Origin of the sequence: Pseudomonas sp. D1-1 (genome assembly GCF_051132225.1) — a bacterium.
In the GTDB taxonomy this organism is placed as follows: domain Bacteria; phylum Pseudomonadota; class Gammaproteobacteria; order Pseudomonadales; family Pseudomonadaceae; genus Aquipseudomonas.
On sequence record NZ_CP071676.1, the window covers coordinates 5,016,715 to 5,032,404 of the forward strand.

At 61.0% G+C, this 15,690-nt stretch carries 15 protein-coding genes; 2 read left to right on the forward strand and 13 right to left on the reverse strand.

Annotated features, from left to right (window positions below; genetic code table 11):
* Positions 1 to 116 precede the first annotated feature (116 nt).
* From thiO to J3P86_RS22655, 7 genes are read right to left on the reverse strand one after another with little or no spacing between them, the layout of a single operon-like run.
* Positions 117 to 1,217 (reverse strand): glycine oxidase ThiO, encoded by a 1,101-nt coding sequence (thiO, locus tag J3P86_RS22625; RefSeq protein WP_434628174.1) that lies wholly within the window; start codon positions 1,215 to 1,217, stop codon positions 117 to 119.
* Between the two features lie 53 nt (positions 1,218 to 1,270).
* A complete protein-coding gene (locus tag J3P86_RS22630; RefSeq protein ID WP_434628172.1) occupies positions 1,271 to 1,672 on the reverse strand; it encodes a type IV pilin protein in 402 nt (133 codons plus the stop codon).
* A gap of 8 nt (positions 1,673 to 1,680) precedes the next feature.
* Positions 1,681 to 4,788 carry a pilus assembly protein gene (locus J3P86_RS22635; protein ID WP_434698908.1) on the reverse strand — a complete coding sequence of 1,036 codons (3,108 nt, stop codon included), beginning with the start codon at positions 4,786 to 4,788 and terminating at the stop codon, positions 1,681 to 1,683.
* Positions 4,775 to 5,251 (reverse strand): pilus assembly PilX family protein, encoded by a 477-nt coding sequence (locus J3P86_RS22640; protein ID WP_434571733.1) that lies wholly within the window; start codon positions 5,249 to 5,251, stop codon positions 4,775 to 4,777. The genes J3P86_RS22635 and J3P86_RS22640 overlap by 14 nt, the downstream gene beginning before the upstream one ends.
* Positions 5,252 to 5,262: 11 nt before the next feature.
* Positions 5,263 to 5,976 (reverse strand): PilW family protein, encoded by a 714-nt coding sequence (locus tag J3P86_RS22645; protein ID WP_434698909.1) that lies wholly within the window; start codon positions 5,974 to 5,976, stop codon positions 5,263 to 5,265.
* Entirely contained in the window at positions 5,973 to 6,434 is a 462-nt protein-coding gene (gene pilV, locus J3P86_RS22650) for a type IV pilus modification protein PilV (RefSeq protein ID WP_305498723.1), read from the reverse strand. Before pilV ends, J3P86_RS22645 begins: the two co-directional genes overlap by 4 nt.
* Complete coding sequence (locus J3P86_RS22655) at positions 6,431 to 6,913, reverse strand: GspH/FimT family pseudopilin (protein WP_434698910.1); 483 nt, start codon at positions 6,911 to 6,913, stop codon at positions 6,431 to 6,433. Before J3P86_RS22655 ends, pilV begins: the two co-directional genes overlap by 4 nt.
* 126 nt (positions 6,914 to 7,039) lie before the next feature.
* On the opposite strand from J3P86_RS22655, the gene J3P86_RS22660 reads away from it, so the two are divergent.
* Complete coding sequence (locus tag J3P86_RS22660) at positions 7,040 to 7,579, forward strand: GspH/FimT family pseudopilin (protein ID WP_434698912.1); 540 nt, start codon at positions 7,040 to 7,042, stop codon at positions 7,577 to 7,579.
* Here the strand turns inward: J3P86_RS22660 and ispH are convergent.
* The 6 genes from ispH to murJ all read right to left on the reverse strand — a co-directional run bounded on the left by ispH (position 7,533) and on the right by murJ (position 15,014).
* Positions 7,533 to 8,480: a 4-hydroxy-3-methylbut-2-enyl diphosphate reductase gene (ispH, locus tag J3P86_RS22665; RefSeq protein ID WP_434698914.1), complete on the reverse strand. Its 948-nt coding sequence runs from the start codon at positions 8,478 to 8,480 to the stop codon at positions 7,533 to 7,535. The genes J3P86_RS22660 and ispH overlap by 47 nt on opposite strands.
* A gap of 135 nt (positions 8,481 to 8,615) precedes the next feature.
* The gene (fkpB, locus tag J3P86_RS22670) at positions 8,616 to 9,053 is read right to left on the reverse strand and encodes an FKBP-type peptidyl-prolyl cis-trans isomerase (protein WP_434571725.1); all 438 of its coding nucleotides are present in this window, start codon (positions 9,051 to 9,053) and stop codon (positions 8,616 to 8,618) included.
* Positions 9,046 to 9,570, reverse strand: a complete 525-nt coding sequence (gene lspA / locus J3P86_RS22675) for a signal peptidase II (RefSeq protein ID WP_434601878.1) — start codon at positions 9,568 to 9,570, stop codon at positions 9,046 to 9,048. The genes fkpB and lspA overlap by 8 nt, the downstream gene beginning before the upstream one ends.
* Positions 9,563 to 12,394 (reverse strand): isoleucine--tRNA ligase, encoded by a 2,832-nt coding sequence (ileS, locus tag J3P86_RS22680; protein ID WP_434698915.1) that lies wholly within the window; start codon positions 12,392 to 12,394, stop codon positions 9,563 to 9,565. Before ileS ends, lspA begins: the two co-directional genes overlap by 8 nt.
* A gap of 13 nt (positions 12,395 to 12,407) precedes the next feature.
* A complete protein-coding gene (gene ribF, locus J3P86_RS22685; RefSeq protein WP_039593898.1) occupies positions 12,408 to 13,346 on the reverse strand; it encodes a bifunctional riboflavin kinase/FAD synthetase in 939 nt (312 codons plus the stop codon).
* A 129-nt stretch (positions 13,347 to 13,475) separates the two neighbouring features.
* Entirely contained in the window at positions 13,476 to 15,014 is a 1,539-nt protein-coding gene (gene murJ / locus J3P86_RS22690) for a murein biosynthesis integral membrane protein MurJ (RefSeq protein WP_434698917.1), read from the reverse strand.
* A 254-nt stretch (positions 15,015 to 15,268) separates the two neighbouring features.
* On the opposite strand from murJ, the gene rpsT reads away from it, so the two are divergent.
* Entirely contained in the window at positions 15,269 to 15,547 is a 279-nt protein-coding gene (gene rpsT / locus J3P86_RS22695; protein ID WP_020798646.1) for a 30S ribosomal protein S20, read from the forward strand.
* Positions 15,548 to 15,690 lie beyond the last annotated feature (143 nt).

Genomic DNA, 15,690 nt, shown 5'->3' on the forward strand with positions numbered 1-15,690 from the left:
CAGATGCACCTTGCTGAATGATTTTGGGTCTGCTGCGCAGCCCAGCGGGAGCAAGCTCCCTCGCCACGGGATTTTTGGTTGCTGCCGCAGCTGCGCTCCCACAGGGAAAGCCGAACCTACAGCCGCCCCGCCGGGGCATACGGCGCAGGATCAATCACCGGCTCACGCCCCAGCATCACGTCGACGAACAACCGGCACGAAGCCGGCGCCAGCACCAGGCCGTTGCGGTAATGGCCGCAGTTCAACCACAACCCCGCAAACCCCGGCACTTCGCCAATGTAGGGAATACCCTCCGGCGATCCTGGCCGTAACCCGGCCCAATGCCCCACCAACTCGGCGTCGGCCAACGCCGGGATCAACTCCAGAGCCGAAGCCTTGAGGCTTTCCAGCGCCGCATCGGTCGGCGTCTTGTCGAAGCCTTCATGCTCCAGCGTACTGCCGATCAAAATGTGCCCGTCACGACGCGGAATCGCATAACGGCCCTTGGCCAGGACTATGCTCGAGAGAAAATCGGACGCGCACTTGTACAAAATCATCTGGCCCTTCACCGGCTCGACCGGCAACTCCAGTCCCAGCGTTCCCAGCAACTCGCCGCTCCAGGCACCCGCGGCGAGTACGATTTGATCACCGCGTATCTCACCCGCTGAGCTCTTCACGCCAATGACACGCTCACCGTCGCGAATGAACCCGCTGACTTCGCAATGCTCATGAAGCGTGACACCCGGCATCGCCTGCAACGCAGCCTTGAGGGACTTCACCAGCCGCGGGTTACGCACATTCGCCACATCGGCCATGTAGATCGCCCGGGAGAAACCCGAGCCCACTACCGGAACCGCATCGTGGACCGCGGAGATATCCACAGTTCGCAGCGGACGCCCTTCCCGCTCGGCCCAGGCCAGTGCTTCAGCCTGGTCGTCGAGGTCCAGCCAATACAGGCCGGTGACATGCACTTGCGGATCGATCCCGGTCGTTGCGAACAAGGAATCACCCAGCTGTGGATAAAAATCCTGCGACCAGTGGGCCAGCGCGGTGACCGCCGGGCTATAGCGCCACGGGTACAGCGGCGAAACAATACCGCCGCCGGCCCAGGAAGATTCCTGGCCAAGCCCGGAGCGGTCCAGCAGCACCACCCGCTGGCCTTCGGAGGCGAGATTGAATGCCGTCAACAGGCCGATGACTCCGCCGCCGACTATCACCACTTGCTGTTGCCTGGTCATGTTCTGTTTCGACTCACAAGACAGAGGGCGCTCGTCCGCACCCGGATAAAAACTCAACGACCCCAGCAATCCTTGGTGGTCACGCCGGCAGCGGAGTTGATATTGCCCCGCTTGCCCGTGTTGTCGATCGTAAAATCACCGCACTTGTCCGTCGCCATGGACGAGCCACTTCTGCGTAGTGCGGTCAGGGTAAAGCTCTGCTCCGTCGGCGTCAGGTTAATAGTGTAGAAATCGTTGCCACCGCTCAGGCCAGTCGCGTTGGTATAGACGTTGGTCTTCGAATAGTGACGTTCGAGAATCTGCGCCTGTTCCGACAGCAGTCCGGCGATTTCGGCCCGGCGCCCCTTCTTCATGTATTCGGTCAGGCTCGGATAGCCGATGGTGATCACGATACCGATGATCGCGATGACGATCATGATTTCGATCAAGGTGAAACCCCGGTTGGATTTGCGCATGCCTTACCTCACTGTATTTGCCGCCACATGATACGACGGCTGCCACCGACGGACTTGGTCAGCAGGTCGGTGATTCCACCACCGGAGTCATTCACGACCATATTGGTTGCTCCATTGGCGCTGACGACGGCACTCAAGGTCGGGATCCCCCCCGTGAACACCACGCCAGCGGAAATCGTGTCGAGGGTATTGATCGAACCATCGTTGTTGGTATCGAGCACCGCGTAGTTGAGCATCTTACCGTTGAACGCATCCACTTCGATCAGCTTGCCGGTACCGAAGCTCGCGCATGGGTCAGTGGTATCAACGGCGGCGGTGGTGAAGACAACACGCCCAAGTACCAGGCTGGCCGGGTTGATTACCCGTTCGCCGGTCAACGCGTTGTTGTATATCAGCGGCAGATACCAGCCTTTTTGCGTGGGATAGGCCACGTTATTCTGGCTGGTGGTCACGAATTGCCCGGTAGTACCGGAAAAAATGCTGGTGATCGACTGGGCCTGCAGGCTTGCCACGGTAATCTGCCCGGCGCCGCCGCTAGCGTCCCAGATCGAATAGAAACCTTGCAGGTCCTTGTTGAGCTTGTCCGCCGACTCGTTGAACTTGCCCGTGCCGAAAAATACCTGGATGCCGCCCTGGGGGTTCTCCGCCAGCAACGGTTGCGCGGTGATCGGCTGTGTCGCCCCACCTGGAGCGGTGAACAACGGCTGGCCGGCAAACGCCAGACCCCAGGTGTTCGGCGAAGTCGCGCTGAGGTCGAACTTCCACATCCGTCCTTTCAGGTCCCCGCCATAGGCCGCCTGCACAACATTCTGGGCGTTGACCCGCAGCTTGACCGACGAAAGGCCGTTATTGGTGTCGGGGCTGTTGACGACAATCTTGCGAATCAGCGAGCCGTCGCGAACGTCCACCACATACAGCGCCGCCACGCCGGTATTACTGCCATAACCATTGGCGATGAACGCCGCCCAACGACCGTCCGCAAGGCGCGCGACTTCAGGGCGCGCATAGGCGTAGCCCAGGTCATTGAAGACATTGGCTGCGTTGGCGAGGGTCGGCGCGCTGATCTCCCACAAGGCCCGGATCGCATTGCCTGCCGCTGCGTCGAACAGTTGCACCGCGTAAAACGCCCGGCCGCCCGCGCCGGTGCCACCCAGGGCCAGCGTTTTCCAGACGCTGCCCAGTTGCGCATCGAATACTGCAACCTGCCCGTCCACCAGGAATTTATGACTCACGCCATTGATGTAGCCGGGATCAGCGATGAGCTGCAATGAAGGCAGCACGGTCGACGGCATATATGCGTAACGGCGGGCTCCGTTGGCGCTGTTGATGACACTGAAGAAACCATCATTGCCATTCACCACCAGGCTGCTGCTCATGTTTGCCGCCTTGGTCGTCAGGTAATTGCTGTAACTGGTGTCGTTCAGCAGGTCCGAGGCGGTCTGGTCATTGGGCGAGGCCAGGGCCAGCGGCGAATTGATGATGTCCCCCAGCAGGACGCTGCGCACCTTGAGCCCGGTCTTGTTGACGCCCTTGCTCCATTCCACCAGATCGCTGCCGGTGATCCCCGTGGGCAGGCCCTGGCTCAGGCTGGTTTGCTGGGCCGGCGAAAAGTTGCCGTAGGCCAGGGTCACCGGCACGTTGGTCGCGGTGTTCCAGGACTGGTAGAGCGGCGGTGTGGCACCGGGAACGATAGCGGTGTCAGTGGTCCACTGCGCTGCTGCGGTGTTCACCGTTCCAGCGGAATTGAAGCCGAATGCCTTGATGGTGCCGCGCCAGTCCCTGGGGTCGTAGGTGGTCTGGTAAAAACTGGAAGTGCTGGAGAGCGTCGCGCCATTGCTGGTGCCGCCGCCTCCCGAACCGGCCTTGGAGGTGATGTCGCTCAGGGCCGACGACAGGGCCGAGTTCAGGCCTTCACTGTCGGTGGCCGGATAATATTTGCCCGCACCGTAACGAGCAGCGTCGGAAAGCATCTGGTTGGTGACAGCAAAACCGACGGTGTAGGTATTGAGGTACTGTCGGCGGAATTCGGCTCCATCCCAGCTTTTCCCGGTGACGTCGGTGCCGGTGGAACGCATGTCGATGTCGAAGGCGAATTTGGCAATGTCGTCCAGGTACAGCGTGTCGCCCTCTCCGTCCCCCTTGGGATCGGCGCCATCGTTGGCGCTGATGCCATCCCAGTTTGGCAAGCGGCTCCCCCCGGACGGATCATCGGTAGGAAACGTTCGGTCAAAAGTGGGCAAACCATCAGTGATCACCACGCCAAAATTTTTCTGGCATCGGTACTGAATCGGGCTGGTATAGGTACTTGGGGTGTTGTTGTAATAAGGCGCCATACCTCTGAAATAACGAGTGACTTCGTAGTAACTCTCAGCCAGCGGCGTATTGGCGACGGCGCCTAGCGCGTTTATGGCGCTGATCAAGGCGCTGTAGTTAGTATTCGCCTGCGTCTGGGTGACACTGCCACTTACCGGCGACAGATCGCTGATCGCACGAGCAATATAGCCGCCAGGGCCGGAGTTGAAGCTGTTGGGCGAATTGAAAGTGGCAAGGCCGATGCGCAGGGAGCGATTGTTGCCGACCAGATCAGTCGAAACATTCCTTGCTACGTTTATTCGATAGTCTCTCGGGATTGAGCCGTTGGTGAAGTCCCGGCTTGAACCGTTGGCAAGGGTGACTAGATAAGATAAGTACTTAGCTGTGTAGCGAGTATTCTCGCCGCCAACCGGATCGGGTAACCGCAGGCAAACCTGACCAAAGCCAGTTCGGTAGAAGCCATACCAGCCATTTAAACAATCGCCGCGGAACAGACTCGCAAGCAAGACGTTCCCGTCGTTTGCCGCAAGCAGCGCCCTATTGCTGCTGCTACAACTTCTGTCGTCAGTGCATATAGAAATCGGTGGTTGCGTTGCCGCCGGATCAAACCCCGCCGCCCAGATAATGTTGTTCATGCTCCCCGAATCATCGATCAGCAGCATCACGTTGGGCGTCACCGCCGCCGCACTCAACAGCGGTGATTCCGACGGTGTGAAGCCATAGACCGGGGCCGTCAGGTAAAGGCTGAGCAACATCCCCCACAACGCCTGGCGCCAGCCCCGAAGCACTCTAATATTTCGCATAGATGCTCTCCACCACGCTGCGCTGGTTGTTGCCCACCACCGCCACCGCCGTGATCCGGTACAGCGTCGCCGAGGTATTGAGCGGCACGTTGACTGCCGTAAGGGTTGTGCCGATATTCTGCACGCCGTAAAACCCACCGGCGGCGGCCACCCAGAGCACCCCCGACGAGGAATAACGCCCCGCCACCGTCACTGTTGCCGACTCAGGCGGTGGCGCGCATTGGGCCGCGGTACAAACCGGCAACGAATAACTTTCTGCCTGCACCGCGCTTTCCCCGATCCTCAGCGCCGCCTCGGCCATCTGGAACGACTGGTTGCGCTGCATGACGCTGCTGGTCATCTTTTCCTGGAGCGTGGCGCTCTGCATCGATGACAAACCAATCAGTGTCAGCAGCAGCAAAAAGACCAGGCTGACCAGCAAGGCCATGCCACGCTGGCGATACCCGAAACCTGTCGACCTCATCAGTCGCCCCCTCATAGCAGCCGGTTGCGCAAGGCAGCAACCACGTTGAAGGTCTGCTCGCGCACGGTATTTTTCGGGTCGTACAGCGTCAGCGTCAGGCGCACGCTGCGGATCAGCGCCGGGTCGCTCGGGTTGCCGCTGTAGCTGGTGGCTGCGATGTCCGTCGCGCTGCCGGCCACGCCGAAGGTCACGTCGAATGCCCGCACGTTATCCACCAGCACCGCCATGGTCGGGTTGCCAGCGCCGCTCCCCAGCAATAACTGATTGTTGTTGAAACCATAAATCAGCCGCCGGATCGGAAAGGCCATCTGCCCGCTCGCGGGTGCTCGCGTTCCGGTGTAGGCGGCGGCCGTATTGCGGCAATCGGAAACGATGGTCCAGGTCGGCGCACTGCCGCTATTGCCGATATCCGCCGTGACCAGGGTCAACCTGCGGGTGGCGTTGTCCCAGCGAATCGGGGTGATCTGGCTGGCGGCGAAATCATTGTTCGAAGACGCATCGGTGACCGTCGCCAGGCAGCCGAACATGCCCACCATGCGAATTTCCTGAACCATTTTGCTCAAGGCAAACCGTGCATCCTCCTGCATCACCGCGGCGGCACTCTGGCTTACGTAAGTATTTTTCGCGGCGATGAAAATCTGCACGACGCCCAGCACGACGATCAGGCTGATGACCAGCGCGATCATCAGTTCGATCAGCCCGAAACCCCGGCTATGCCGGTTCATGGCGTCGTCGCCAATGGATCGACAGCGACCCGGCTGGTCAGCACAAAGCTGCGTCGCGCCTCGGCCGCGTTGGTCGTGTTGGCAGCCCGGGCGTCGTCCCAGGAAATGGTGATGGTGTAGACCCGCTGGTTCAGCGCAACCGTACCGGTGGCCGTGGCGCCGCCGAAAGCGACGATGTTGGTCTTGAAGTCATAAAGGTCCTGGTCCCGGGCCACGTTGAGGTTCGGCGAGCTCGGCGGCGTGATGGTGTAGTCGGCACCGGAATTGGCCCGGATGCGGTCCAACAAGTCGTAGGCGATGAAGCTGGCCTGGCTGGTCATGCGCGAGCTGTCGGTGTATTTGAGGGCATTGAGCTGGACCATCGCCGCCCCCAGCAAACCCACGCCGAGAATCAGCATCGCCACCAGCACCTCGATGAGCGTCATGCCCTCCTGCGCCGTTTTACTGCAATCCTTCATCCGCAATTTCCACCCAATACGATTCGTCCATTGAGGCAGACATTGAGCGTCCTGCTCTGCGTCCCTCTCACGTAATTGAAGCCCACCGGCGTGGTCGGTGCCGATAACCCGCCCAGGTTGTTGAAATCAATGTTGGTCACTTCTGAGGTTAGCGTCAGAGTCACGCCGCCGCCCATTGCTGGAACAACCCGCAATACATTGGTCGGATTGGCCGGGTTGCCCGTGTTGTCATACACCATCAATTCGCCGCTCCAGGCACCGCCCTGCGTGGTGGGACGAATTCGCGTGGTGATGCCACGGTTGATCGCTTCCATTCGCGCGAAATTCAAGGCTCGGCGCAGGTCGTCGATCTCGGTATCGGCCTTGGTACTTTGCAGCGAGCCGGTGAATGACGGCACCGCCATGGTGATCAGGATCAGCAGCACGCCGAGGGCCACCAACACCTCGATCAGCGTGAAACCTTTTGTACGAAGATCCATCGATGCCCTCCGTTGCCGTCGGCTATACCTGCTTCTACACGCTAGAACAAACCGTCGCCGTATGCGAAGTGCCACAACGATTCATAAGCCTTAAATCCGCTTCACGCTCTCCAGGGAGGAGACGTCATGCATCAACAGGGCTTCAGCCTGATTGAACTGCTCATGGGACTGGCGATTGCCGCAATTGTTCTGCCGTGGGCCGGTGCAAGCTACAAAGAGCTGATCGAGTCCATCGAACGCGAGGATACCGCCCGGTTGCTGATCAGCGGGTTGCGTTTTGCCCGCAGCGAAGCCATCACGCGCAACCGCCGCATCTTGATCCAGGGAATCGACAATGATTGGGGCAGGGGCTGGCGGATCACGCTGGACAACAAGGAGCAAACCTTGCTGAGGGAGCGCAGCGGTCATGCTCGGGTGGTTGGCAACTCGCCAGTAAAACACCGGGTGAGGTTCGGCGGCCAGGGAGAAGCCCTGCACCCCGACGGCGCGTTCCAGGCAGGCACGCTGCATGTCTGCGCCAGACGCGGGCCGGTCAGCCATCACCAGGTGATCCTGGCGCCCTCCGGCCGCGTCCGCCTGGAAAGTGTCAAAGCCGAGCAGGCCCTGTGTGAAAAAGGACTCAAAGCAGGGAACGGACCCGCAGCTCTTTCGGCATCGAGAACGTAATGTTTTCCTCGCGCCCCGCCAGCTCGTTGGCACCCGTTGCGCCCCAGGCCTGCAACTGCTCGATCACCCCGCGTACGAGGACTTCCGGCGCGGAGGCACCGGCGGTGATACCGATCCGCTCGACACCGTCGAACCAGCTGCGCTGCATGTCCTCGGCACCGTCGATCAGATAGGCCGGGGTCGACATGCGTTCGGCCAGCTCGCGCAAGCGGTTGGAGTTGGAGCTGTTCGGGCTGCCGACCACCAGGACCACATCGCACTCGTTGGCCAGTTGCTTGACCGCGTCCTGACGATTCTGGGTTGCGTAGCAAATGTCATCCTTGCGCGGCCCGCCGATGGCCGGGAAGCGCGTGCGCAGGGCGTCGATCACCCGGCTGGTGTCGTCCATGGACAAGGTAGTCTGCGTAACGAAAGCCAGCTTTTCCGGGTTGCGAACCTGCAAGGCCGCCACGTCTTCTTCGTCTTCGACCAGGTAGATCGCGCCGCCATTGCTGGCGTCGTACTGGCCCATGGTGCCTTCAACTTCCGGGTGGCCTTCATGGCCGATCAGGATGCATTCGCGACCATCACGGCTGTAGCGCGCCACCTCGATGTGGACCTTGGTAACCAACGGGCACGTAGCATCGAACACTTTCAAGCCACGGCCGGCAGCTTCGGTACGCACCGCCTGGGAAACGCCGTGGGCGCTGAAGATCACGATGACGTCGTCCGGCACCTGGTCCAGTTCTTCGACGAAGATGGCCCCACGGCTGCGCAGGTCCTCGACGACGAACTTGTTGTGGACCACTTCATGGCGCACATAGATCGGCGGTCCGAAGACTTCCAGGGCGCGGTTGACGATTTCGATCGCCCGGTCCACGCCAGCGCAGAAGCCACGGGGGTTGGCGAGTTTGATTTGCATGCTGTGCCTCGTGTCTGTGGGAGCGAGCCTGCTCGCGATGCGGTGGTTCAGTCAACTCGGTGGCGACTGTGACGCAGCCTTCGCGAGCAGGCTCGCTCCCACAGGTATTGTGGGTGCGGTAATTGCTGTTAAACGTTAAACCGCCTTCACTTCAAGGATTTCCACCTCGAAGCTCAAGGTCTTGCCCGCCAGTGGGTGGTTGAAGTCCACGGTCACCTCGGCATCGTCAAAAGCTTTCACCACACCCGGCAGCTCGGCGTTGGCCGCGTCGTTGAAGATCACCAGCAGGCCCTCGGACAGCTCCATGTCCTGGAACTGCGAGCGTGGCATGGTCTGCACGTTTTGCGGGTTGGGCTGACCAAAGGCATTTTCCGGAGGAACCACCACGGTGCGCTTGTCGCCGGCCTTGAAACCGAAGATCGCCGCTTCAAAACCCGGCAGCAGGTTGCCGTCGCCGACCTTGAACACCGCCGGCGCCTTGTCGAACGTGCTGTCGACGGTGTCGCCGTTTTCCAGGTGCAGGGCGAAGTGAAGCTTCACTTCGGTGTTTTGAGCGATACGCTGCTCAGTCATGGACGGCTTCTCCGGTTTTCTTGCTCTTGAACATATCCAGGGCGAGCATTACGGCGCCCACGCTGATGGCACTGTCGGCAATGTTGAACGCCGGGAAGTACCAGCGGTTCTGCCAATGCACCAGGATGAAATCGATCACATGGCCCAAGGCAATCCGGTCGTACAGGTTGCCCAGCGCGCCACCCAGGACCAGCGCCAGCGCCACGGCCAGCCAGGTCTCGTCACGCCCCAGGCGCTTGAGCCAGACCACCAGCACGGCGCTGACCACGACGGCGATCAGGGCGAACAGCCAACGCTGCCAGCCCGAACTGTCGGCCAGGAAGCTGAATGCCGCGCCGGTGTTGTAGGCCAGCGTCCAGCTGAAGTAGTCGGGGATGACCACGATCTGCTGGTACATGGTCAACGAACTCTCGAAGTAGTACTTGCTGGCCTGGTCGATGACCAGTACCAGCACACTCAACCAGAGCCAGCCCAGCCGTCCGAAACGGCCTGCTGCGTTGGGCGCCAGATCAGGCATAGTGGCGAACCTCGCCCGTACCGCTGATGTTGTCGACGCAACGACCACAGATTTCCGGATGCTCCGGGTTCACACCGACGTCTTCGCGGCAGTGCCAGCAACGGGCGCACTTGACGAAGCTCGACTTGACCACCTTGAGCTTCAGGCCGCTTACCTCGGTGACCACCGCATCGGCCGGCGCCTGCACCAGCGGCGCGACGCTGGCGGTCGAGGTAATCAGCACGAAGCGCAGCTCGTTGCCCAGCTTGGCCAGATCGGCACCCAGCGCCTCTTCGGCGTAAAGGGTCACTTCAGCCTGCAGGTTGCCGCCGACAGCCTTGGCCGCCCGCTGGATTTCCATTTCCTTGTTGACCGCCGCCTTGACCGCCATGATCCGGTCCCAATACGCACGGTCCAGCTCGAAGCCTTGCGGCAGTTCGGTCAGGCCTTCGTACCAGGTGTTGAGCATCACCGATTCGTTGCGCTCGCCCGGCAGGTATTCCCACAGCTCATCGGCGGTGAACGCCAGGATCGGCGCGATCCAGCGCACCAGCGCCTCGCTGATGTGGAACAGCGCGGTCTGGCACGAACGACGTGCCTTGCTGTTGGCGCCGGTGGTGTACTGGCGGTCCTTGATGATGTCGAGGTAGAAACCGCCAAGCTCCTGCACGCAGAAGTTGTGGATCTTCGAGTAGACGTTCCAGAAACGGTATTCACCGTAGTGCTCCTGCAATTCGCGCTGCAGCAACAGGGTGCGGTCCACGGCCCAGCGGTCCAGCGCAAGCATGTCTTCGGCCGGCAGCAGGTCGGTGGCCGGATTGAAACCGGTCAGGTTCGAAAGCAGGAAGCGCGCGGTGTTGCGGATCCGCCGGTAGGCGTCCGCGCTGCGCTGCAGGATCTGCTCGGAAACGGCCATCTCGCCGGAATAGTCGGTGGACGCGACCCACAGGCGCATGATGTCGGCGCCGAGGGTGTCGTTGACTTTCTGCGGCGCGATCACGTTGCCCAGGGACTTGGACATCTTGCGGCCGGCCTCGTCGACGGTGAAACCGTGGGTCAGCAGCTCGCGGTAAGGCGCGTGATTGTCGATGGCGCAACCGGTCAGCAAGGACGAGTGGAACCAGCCACGGTGCTGGTCCGAACCTTCCAGGTACAGGTCGGCGCGCGGGCCGTTCTCGTGGCCCATCGGATGCGAGCCGCGCAACACGTGCCAATGAGTGGTGCCGGAATCGAACCAGACGTCGAGGGTATCGCTGATCTTGTCGTACAGCGGCGCTTCGTCGCCGAGCAGCTCGGCGGCATCGAGCTTGAACCAGGCTTCGATGCCTTCGGCTTCAACGCGCTTGGCCACTTCTTCCATCAGTTCGACGGTGCGCGGGTGCAGCTCGCCGCTTTCCTTGTTCAGGAAGAACGGGATCGGCACGCCCCAGTTGCGCTGGCGGGAGATGCACCAGTCCGGACGGTTGGCGATCATCGAGTGCAGGCGCGCCTGGCCCCAGGCCGGAACGAATTGGGTCTCTTCGATGGCCTTGAGCGAACGCTGGCGCAGGGTGTCGCCGCTGGTTGGCTGCTTGTCCATGCCGATGAACCACTGCGCGGTCGCGCGGTAGATCAGCGGGGTCTTGTGGCGCCAGCAGTGCATGTAGCTGTGTTCGATGACGGTGGTGTGCAGCAGCGCGCCGACTTCGGTCAGCTTGTCGACGATGGCCGGGTTGGCTTTCCAGATGAACTGGCCGCCAAAGAATTCCAGCGACGGCACGTAGACGCCATTGCTCTGCACCGGATTGAGGATGTCATCGTTGACCATGCCGTATTTCTTGCAGGTCACGAAGTCGTCGACGCCATAGGCCGGCGCGGAGTGAACCACGCCAGTGCCGGCGCCCAGTTCCACGTAGTCGGCCAGATACACTGGCGACAGGCGGTCATAGAACGGATGACGGAAGTTGATCAGCTCCAGCGCCGAGCCTGGCGCGGTGGCAATCACCGAACCTTCCAGGCTGTAGCGGGCCAGGCAGGATTCGACCAGCTCTTCGGCCAGCACCAGCAGTCTGTCGCCGACGTCGACCAGGGCGTAGTTGAATTCCGGATGGACGTTCAGCGCCTGGTTGGCCGGGATGGTCCATGGGGTGGTGGTCCAGATCACGATGGCGGCCGGCTTGGCCAGCTTGCCCAGGCCGAAAGCGGCGGCAAGCTTGTCTTCATCGGCGATCGGGAACGCGACATCGATGGTCGAGGACTTCTTGTTCTCGTACTCGACTTCCGCCTCGGCCAGGGCCGAACCACAGTCGAAGCACCAGTTGACCGGTTTCAGGCCCTTGAACACGAAGCCGCCCTCGACGATTTTCGCCAGGGCGCGGATTTCACCGGCTTCGTTCGCAAAGTCCATGGTCTTGTACGGATTGGCGAAGTCGCCCAGCACGCCGAGACGGATGAATTCGGACTTCTGCCCTTCGATCTGCTCAGTGGCGTAGGCACGGCACAGCTCGCGGGTCTTGTCGGCGCCCAGGTTCTTGCCGTGGGTCACTTCGACCTTGTGCTCGATCGGCAGGCCGTGGCAGTCCCAGCCCGGGACATACGGCGCGTCAAAACCCGACAGGGTCTTGGAGCGGATGATCATGTCCTTGAGAATCTTGTTCAGCGCGTGACCGATGTGGATGGTGCCGTTGGCGTACGGAGGGCCGTCGTGCAAGACGAACTTCGGACGATCCTTGCCAATTTCGCGCAACTTTCCGTACAGGCCAATGCTGTCCCAACGCTGCAGAATCTGTGGTTCGCGCTGAGGCAGGCCGGCCTTCATTGGGAAGGCGGTGTCCGGAAGGTTTAGCGTGGCTTTATAGTCGGTCATTTAAGGCTCTTCATTAGCGATTGGCGCTGGTTGCGACAAGGGCACGGGCGGCGGCGATATCTGCATGGATCGCCGTCTTGAGCGCCTCCAGAGAGGCAAAACGCTGCTCTTCACGCAGCTTCTGGTGGAAAACCACCGTCAAACGCCGGTCATACAGATCGCCGGCAAAATCCAGAATGTGTACTTCGAGATGGGCCTTGCCATCCCCCTGCACCGTGGGGCGTACGCCGATATTGGCGACGCCGGGCCAGGTCTTGCCGTCGATGTCGACACTCACCAGGAACACCCCAGTCAACGGCACACGACGGCGCTTGAGTTGCACGTTGGCCGTCGGCGTGCCCAATTGGCGCGCCAGTTTCTGCCCGTGCAGGATCCGCCCGGCAATCCGGTACGGCCGGCCGAGCAAGCGCTCGGCCAATTCGAAGTCCGCCGCCGCCAGGGCATTGCGGACCTGGGTGCTGCTGACGCGCAAACCGTCCATTTCGACGGTCTGTGCCGCTTCGACGGTGAAGCCCTGGGCGATGCCGGCCTGTTGCAGGTAATCGAAATCCCCTGCCCGGTCGCAGCCGAAACGGAAATCGTCGCCGACTTCCAGATGCTTCACGTCGAGACCGTCCACCAGGATGGTATCGACAAACTCGGCGGCGCTGAGCTGGCTCAGGCGCTGGTTGAAGGCCAGGCAGAGGACCCGATCGACGCCTTCGGCGGCCAGCAGTTGCAGTTTGTCACGCAACCGGGCCAGACGCGCCGGAGCGGTGTCCGGAGCAAAGAACTCCCGGGGCTGCGGCTCGAAGATCACCACGCAGCTGGGCAGGCCCAACTCCAGCGCACGCTCGCGCAGCCGCGCCAGGATAGCCTGGTGGCCACGGTGAACACCGTCGAAGTTGCCAATAGTGGCGACACAGCCCCGATGCCGGGGACGCAGGTTGTGGAGGCCTCGAACCAGCTGCATAACGCGCTTCTTGCTCATAAAGTGGCCGATTATAACCACACCCGGCGGTCGGCGACAGGCAACACCGTAACCCAAAGTGATCGAACCGACAAAACCGCCGTCCGGCCCGGGATTATCGAAGGCAACCGTTCAGCTCAAGGCCTTGCGATTGAAGTCGCGCAGACGGAATCCCATTAGCAGCAACATGCCGAAATAAGCCACCACGCCGGCCACGACCAGCACGCCCAGGCGCAGGAAGCGCTCGAACATCTGCCCTTCACCCCAAGCCGGCATGAAATGCATCCCCGCCAGCAACACCGCCGACATCACCGCTACGGCGACCAGCAGCTTGAGGCCGAACCTGACCCAGCCGGGCTGCGGCTGATACATCTTCTGTTTGCGCAACTGGTAGAACAGCAGCCCGGCGTTGAGGCAGGCACCGGCGCTGATCGCCAAGGCCAGGCCGGCATGGGCCAGGGGTCCGATGAGCAGCAGGTTGAACAGCTGGGTCATCACCAAGGTAAAGATGGCGATCTTCACCGGCGTGCGAATGTTCTGCTGGGCGTAGAAACCCGGCGCCAGGACCTTGATCACAATGATTCCAAGCAAGCCCGCCGAATAGGCGATCAGCGCGCGCTGGGTCATCAAGGCATCAAACGCATTGAACTGGCCATACTGGAACAGCGAAACCGTCAGCGGCTCGGCAAGGATCCCCAGCGCCAGCGCACAAGGCAGGACCAGCACGAAGCACAGGCGCAGGCCCCAGTCGAGGATGCGCGAGTATTCATGACGGTCCTGGCTGGCGTAGGTCTTGGCCAGGGTAGGCAGCAGAATCGTGCCCAGCGCCACGCCCAGTACGCCGGAAGGCAGCTCCATCAAGCGGTCGGCGTAGTACATCCACGAGACCGAGCCGGCCACCAGGAACGAGGCGAAAATAGTGTTGATGATCAGGGAAATCTGGCTCACCGACACCCCGAGAATGGCCGGCAGCATCTGCTTCATGACGCGCCACACGCCACTGTCGCGCAAGTTCAGGCGCGGCAGTACCAGCATGCCGATCTTTTTCAGGTGGGGCAGTTGATAGAGCAATTGCGCCAGGCCGCCGACCAGCACCGCCCAACCCAGGGCCATCACCGGCGGATCGAAGTACGGCGTCAGGAACAGTGCGAAGACGATCATGCTGACATTGAGCAGCGTCGGCACGAAGGCCGGCACCGAGAAACGGTTCCAGGTATTGAGGATCGCCCCGGCCAGCGATGACAGGGAAATCAGCAATATATAAGGAAAGGTCACCCGCAACAGGTCGGAGGTGAGCTGGAATTTTTCCGGCGTGTCGGTGAAACCTGGCGCGGTGGCCCAGATCACCCAAGGCGCGGCGAGCATGCCGGCCGCGGTGACCAGCGCCAGCACCAGCGTGAGCAAACCGGTCACATAAGCGATGAAAGTGCGGGTCGCCTCGTCGCCCTTCTGGCTTTTGTATTCAGCCAGGATCGGCACGAAGGCCTGGGAAAAGGCCCCTTCGGCGAAGATCCGCCGCAGCAGGTTTGGCAGCTTGAAGGCGATGAAGAAGGCGTCGGTGGCCATTCCGGCACCGAATATCCGCGCGATCAGCGTATCGCGAACGAATCCCAGAACCCGGGAAAGCATCGTGATAGAGCTGACGGCAGCCAACGATTTGAGCAGATTCATGAAAAGAGTTTGTGCCTGTCGATAAACAGCAGGCGAACAACGCGCCCACTTGTGCGATACTTCGCGCCGCTAAACAGCACAGCGCCAAAGCCCGCGAGTTTACAGGTCGCACGCCGGAAAGAAATCATTCGGTGCGCCGCACCTGCCATTCAGCGGAACGTGTCACCCGCCCTTGACAACACGTCAACTCATCGGCATGATTCGCGGCCTATTTTGTTTGCTATTTCCTAAAAAGTCTTTCGAGGAGCTCGACGGTGGCCAACTCACCTTCCGCCAAAAAACGTGCAAAACAGGCTGAGAAGCGTCGCAGCCACAACGCCAGCCTGCGTTCCATGGTCCGTACCTACATCAAAAACGTAGTCAAGGCCATCGACGCAAAAGACGCTGAAAAAGCACAAGCTGCTTACGTTCTGGCTGTGCCAGTTATCGACCGCATGGCCGATAAAGGCATCATCCACAAGAACAAGGCTGCTCGCCATAAGAGCCGCCTGAATGGCCACGTAAAGGCCTTGAACGTTGCTGCTGCTGCCTAAGCGACGCGCTCGTTAAAAAACCGACCCCAGGGTCGGTTTTTTATTGCCTGGGATTTGTCAGGCGCACCACAAGCAAGAAATGTGGGAGCGAGCCTGCTCGCGAATACGGTGTGCCAGACAGCATCAATGTCACTGGCAGACCG

What these genes read in the sequence shown, in the direction of transcription:
- lspA (WP_434601878.1), bottom strand. Translation starts at nt 9,570, where the DNA reads ATGCCTGATCTGGCGCCCAACGCAGCAGGCCGTTTCGGACGGCTGGGC.
- thiO (WP_434628174.1), bottom strand. Translation starts at nt 1,217, where the DNA reads ATGACCAGGCAACAGCAAGTGGTGATAGTCGGCGGCGGAGTCATCGGC.
- J3P86_RS22640 (WP_434571733.1), bottom strand. Translation starts at nt 5,251, where the DNA reads ATGAGGTCGACAGGTTTCGGGTATCGCCAGCGTGGCATGGCCTTGCTG.
- J3P86_RS22660 (WP_434698912.1), top strand. Translation starts at nt 7,040, where the DNA reads ATGCATCAACAGGGCTTCAGCCTGATTGAACTGCTCATGGGACTGGCG.
- fkpB (WP_434571725.1), bottom strand. Translation starts at nt 9,053, where the DNA reads ATGACTGAGCAGCGTATCGCTCAAAACACCGAAGTGAAGCTTCACTTC.
- ileS (WP_434698915.1), bottom strand. Translation starts at nt 12,394, where the DNA reads ATGACCGACTATAAAGCCACGCTAAACCTTCCGGACACCGCCTTCCCA.
- J3P86_RS22655 (WP_434698910.1), bottom strand. Translation starts at nt 6,913, where the DNA reads ATGGATCTTCGTACAAAAGGTTTCACGCTGATCGAGGTGTTGGTGGCC.
- ispH (WP_434698914.1), bottom strand. Translation starts at nt 8,480, where the DNA reads ATGCAAATCAAACTCGCCAACCCCCGTGGCTTCTGCGCTGGCGTGGAC.
- murJ (WP_434698917.1), bottom strand. Translation starts at nt 15,014, where the DNA reads ATGAATCTGCTCAAATCGTTGGCTGCCGTCAGCTCTATCACGATGCTT.
- ribF (WP_039593898.1), bottom strand. Translation starts at nt 13,346, where the DNA reads ATGCAGCTGGTTCGAGGCCTCCACAACCTGCGTCCCCGGCATCGGGGC.
- J3P86_RS22630 (WP_434628172.1), bottom strand. Translation starts at nt 1,672, where the DNA reads ATGCGCAAATCCAACCGGGGTTTCACCTTGATCGAAATCATGATCGTC.
- J3P86_RS22635 (WP_434698908.1), bottom strand. Translation starts at nt 4,788, where the DNA reads ATGCGAAATATTAGAGTGCTTCGGGGCTGGCGCCAGGCGTTGTGGGGG.
- pilV (WP_305498723.1), bottom strand. Translation starts at nt 6,434, where the DNA reads ATGAAGGATTGCAGTAAAACGGCGCAGGAGGGCATGACGCTCATCGAG.
- J3P86_RS22645 (WP_434698909.1), bottom strand. Translation starts at nt 5,976, where the DNA reads ATGAACCGGCATAGCCGGGGTTTCGGGCTGATCGAACTGATGATCGCG.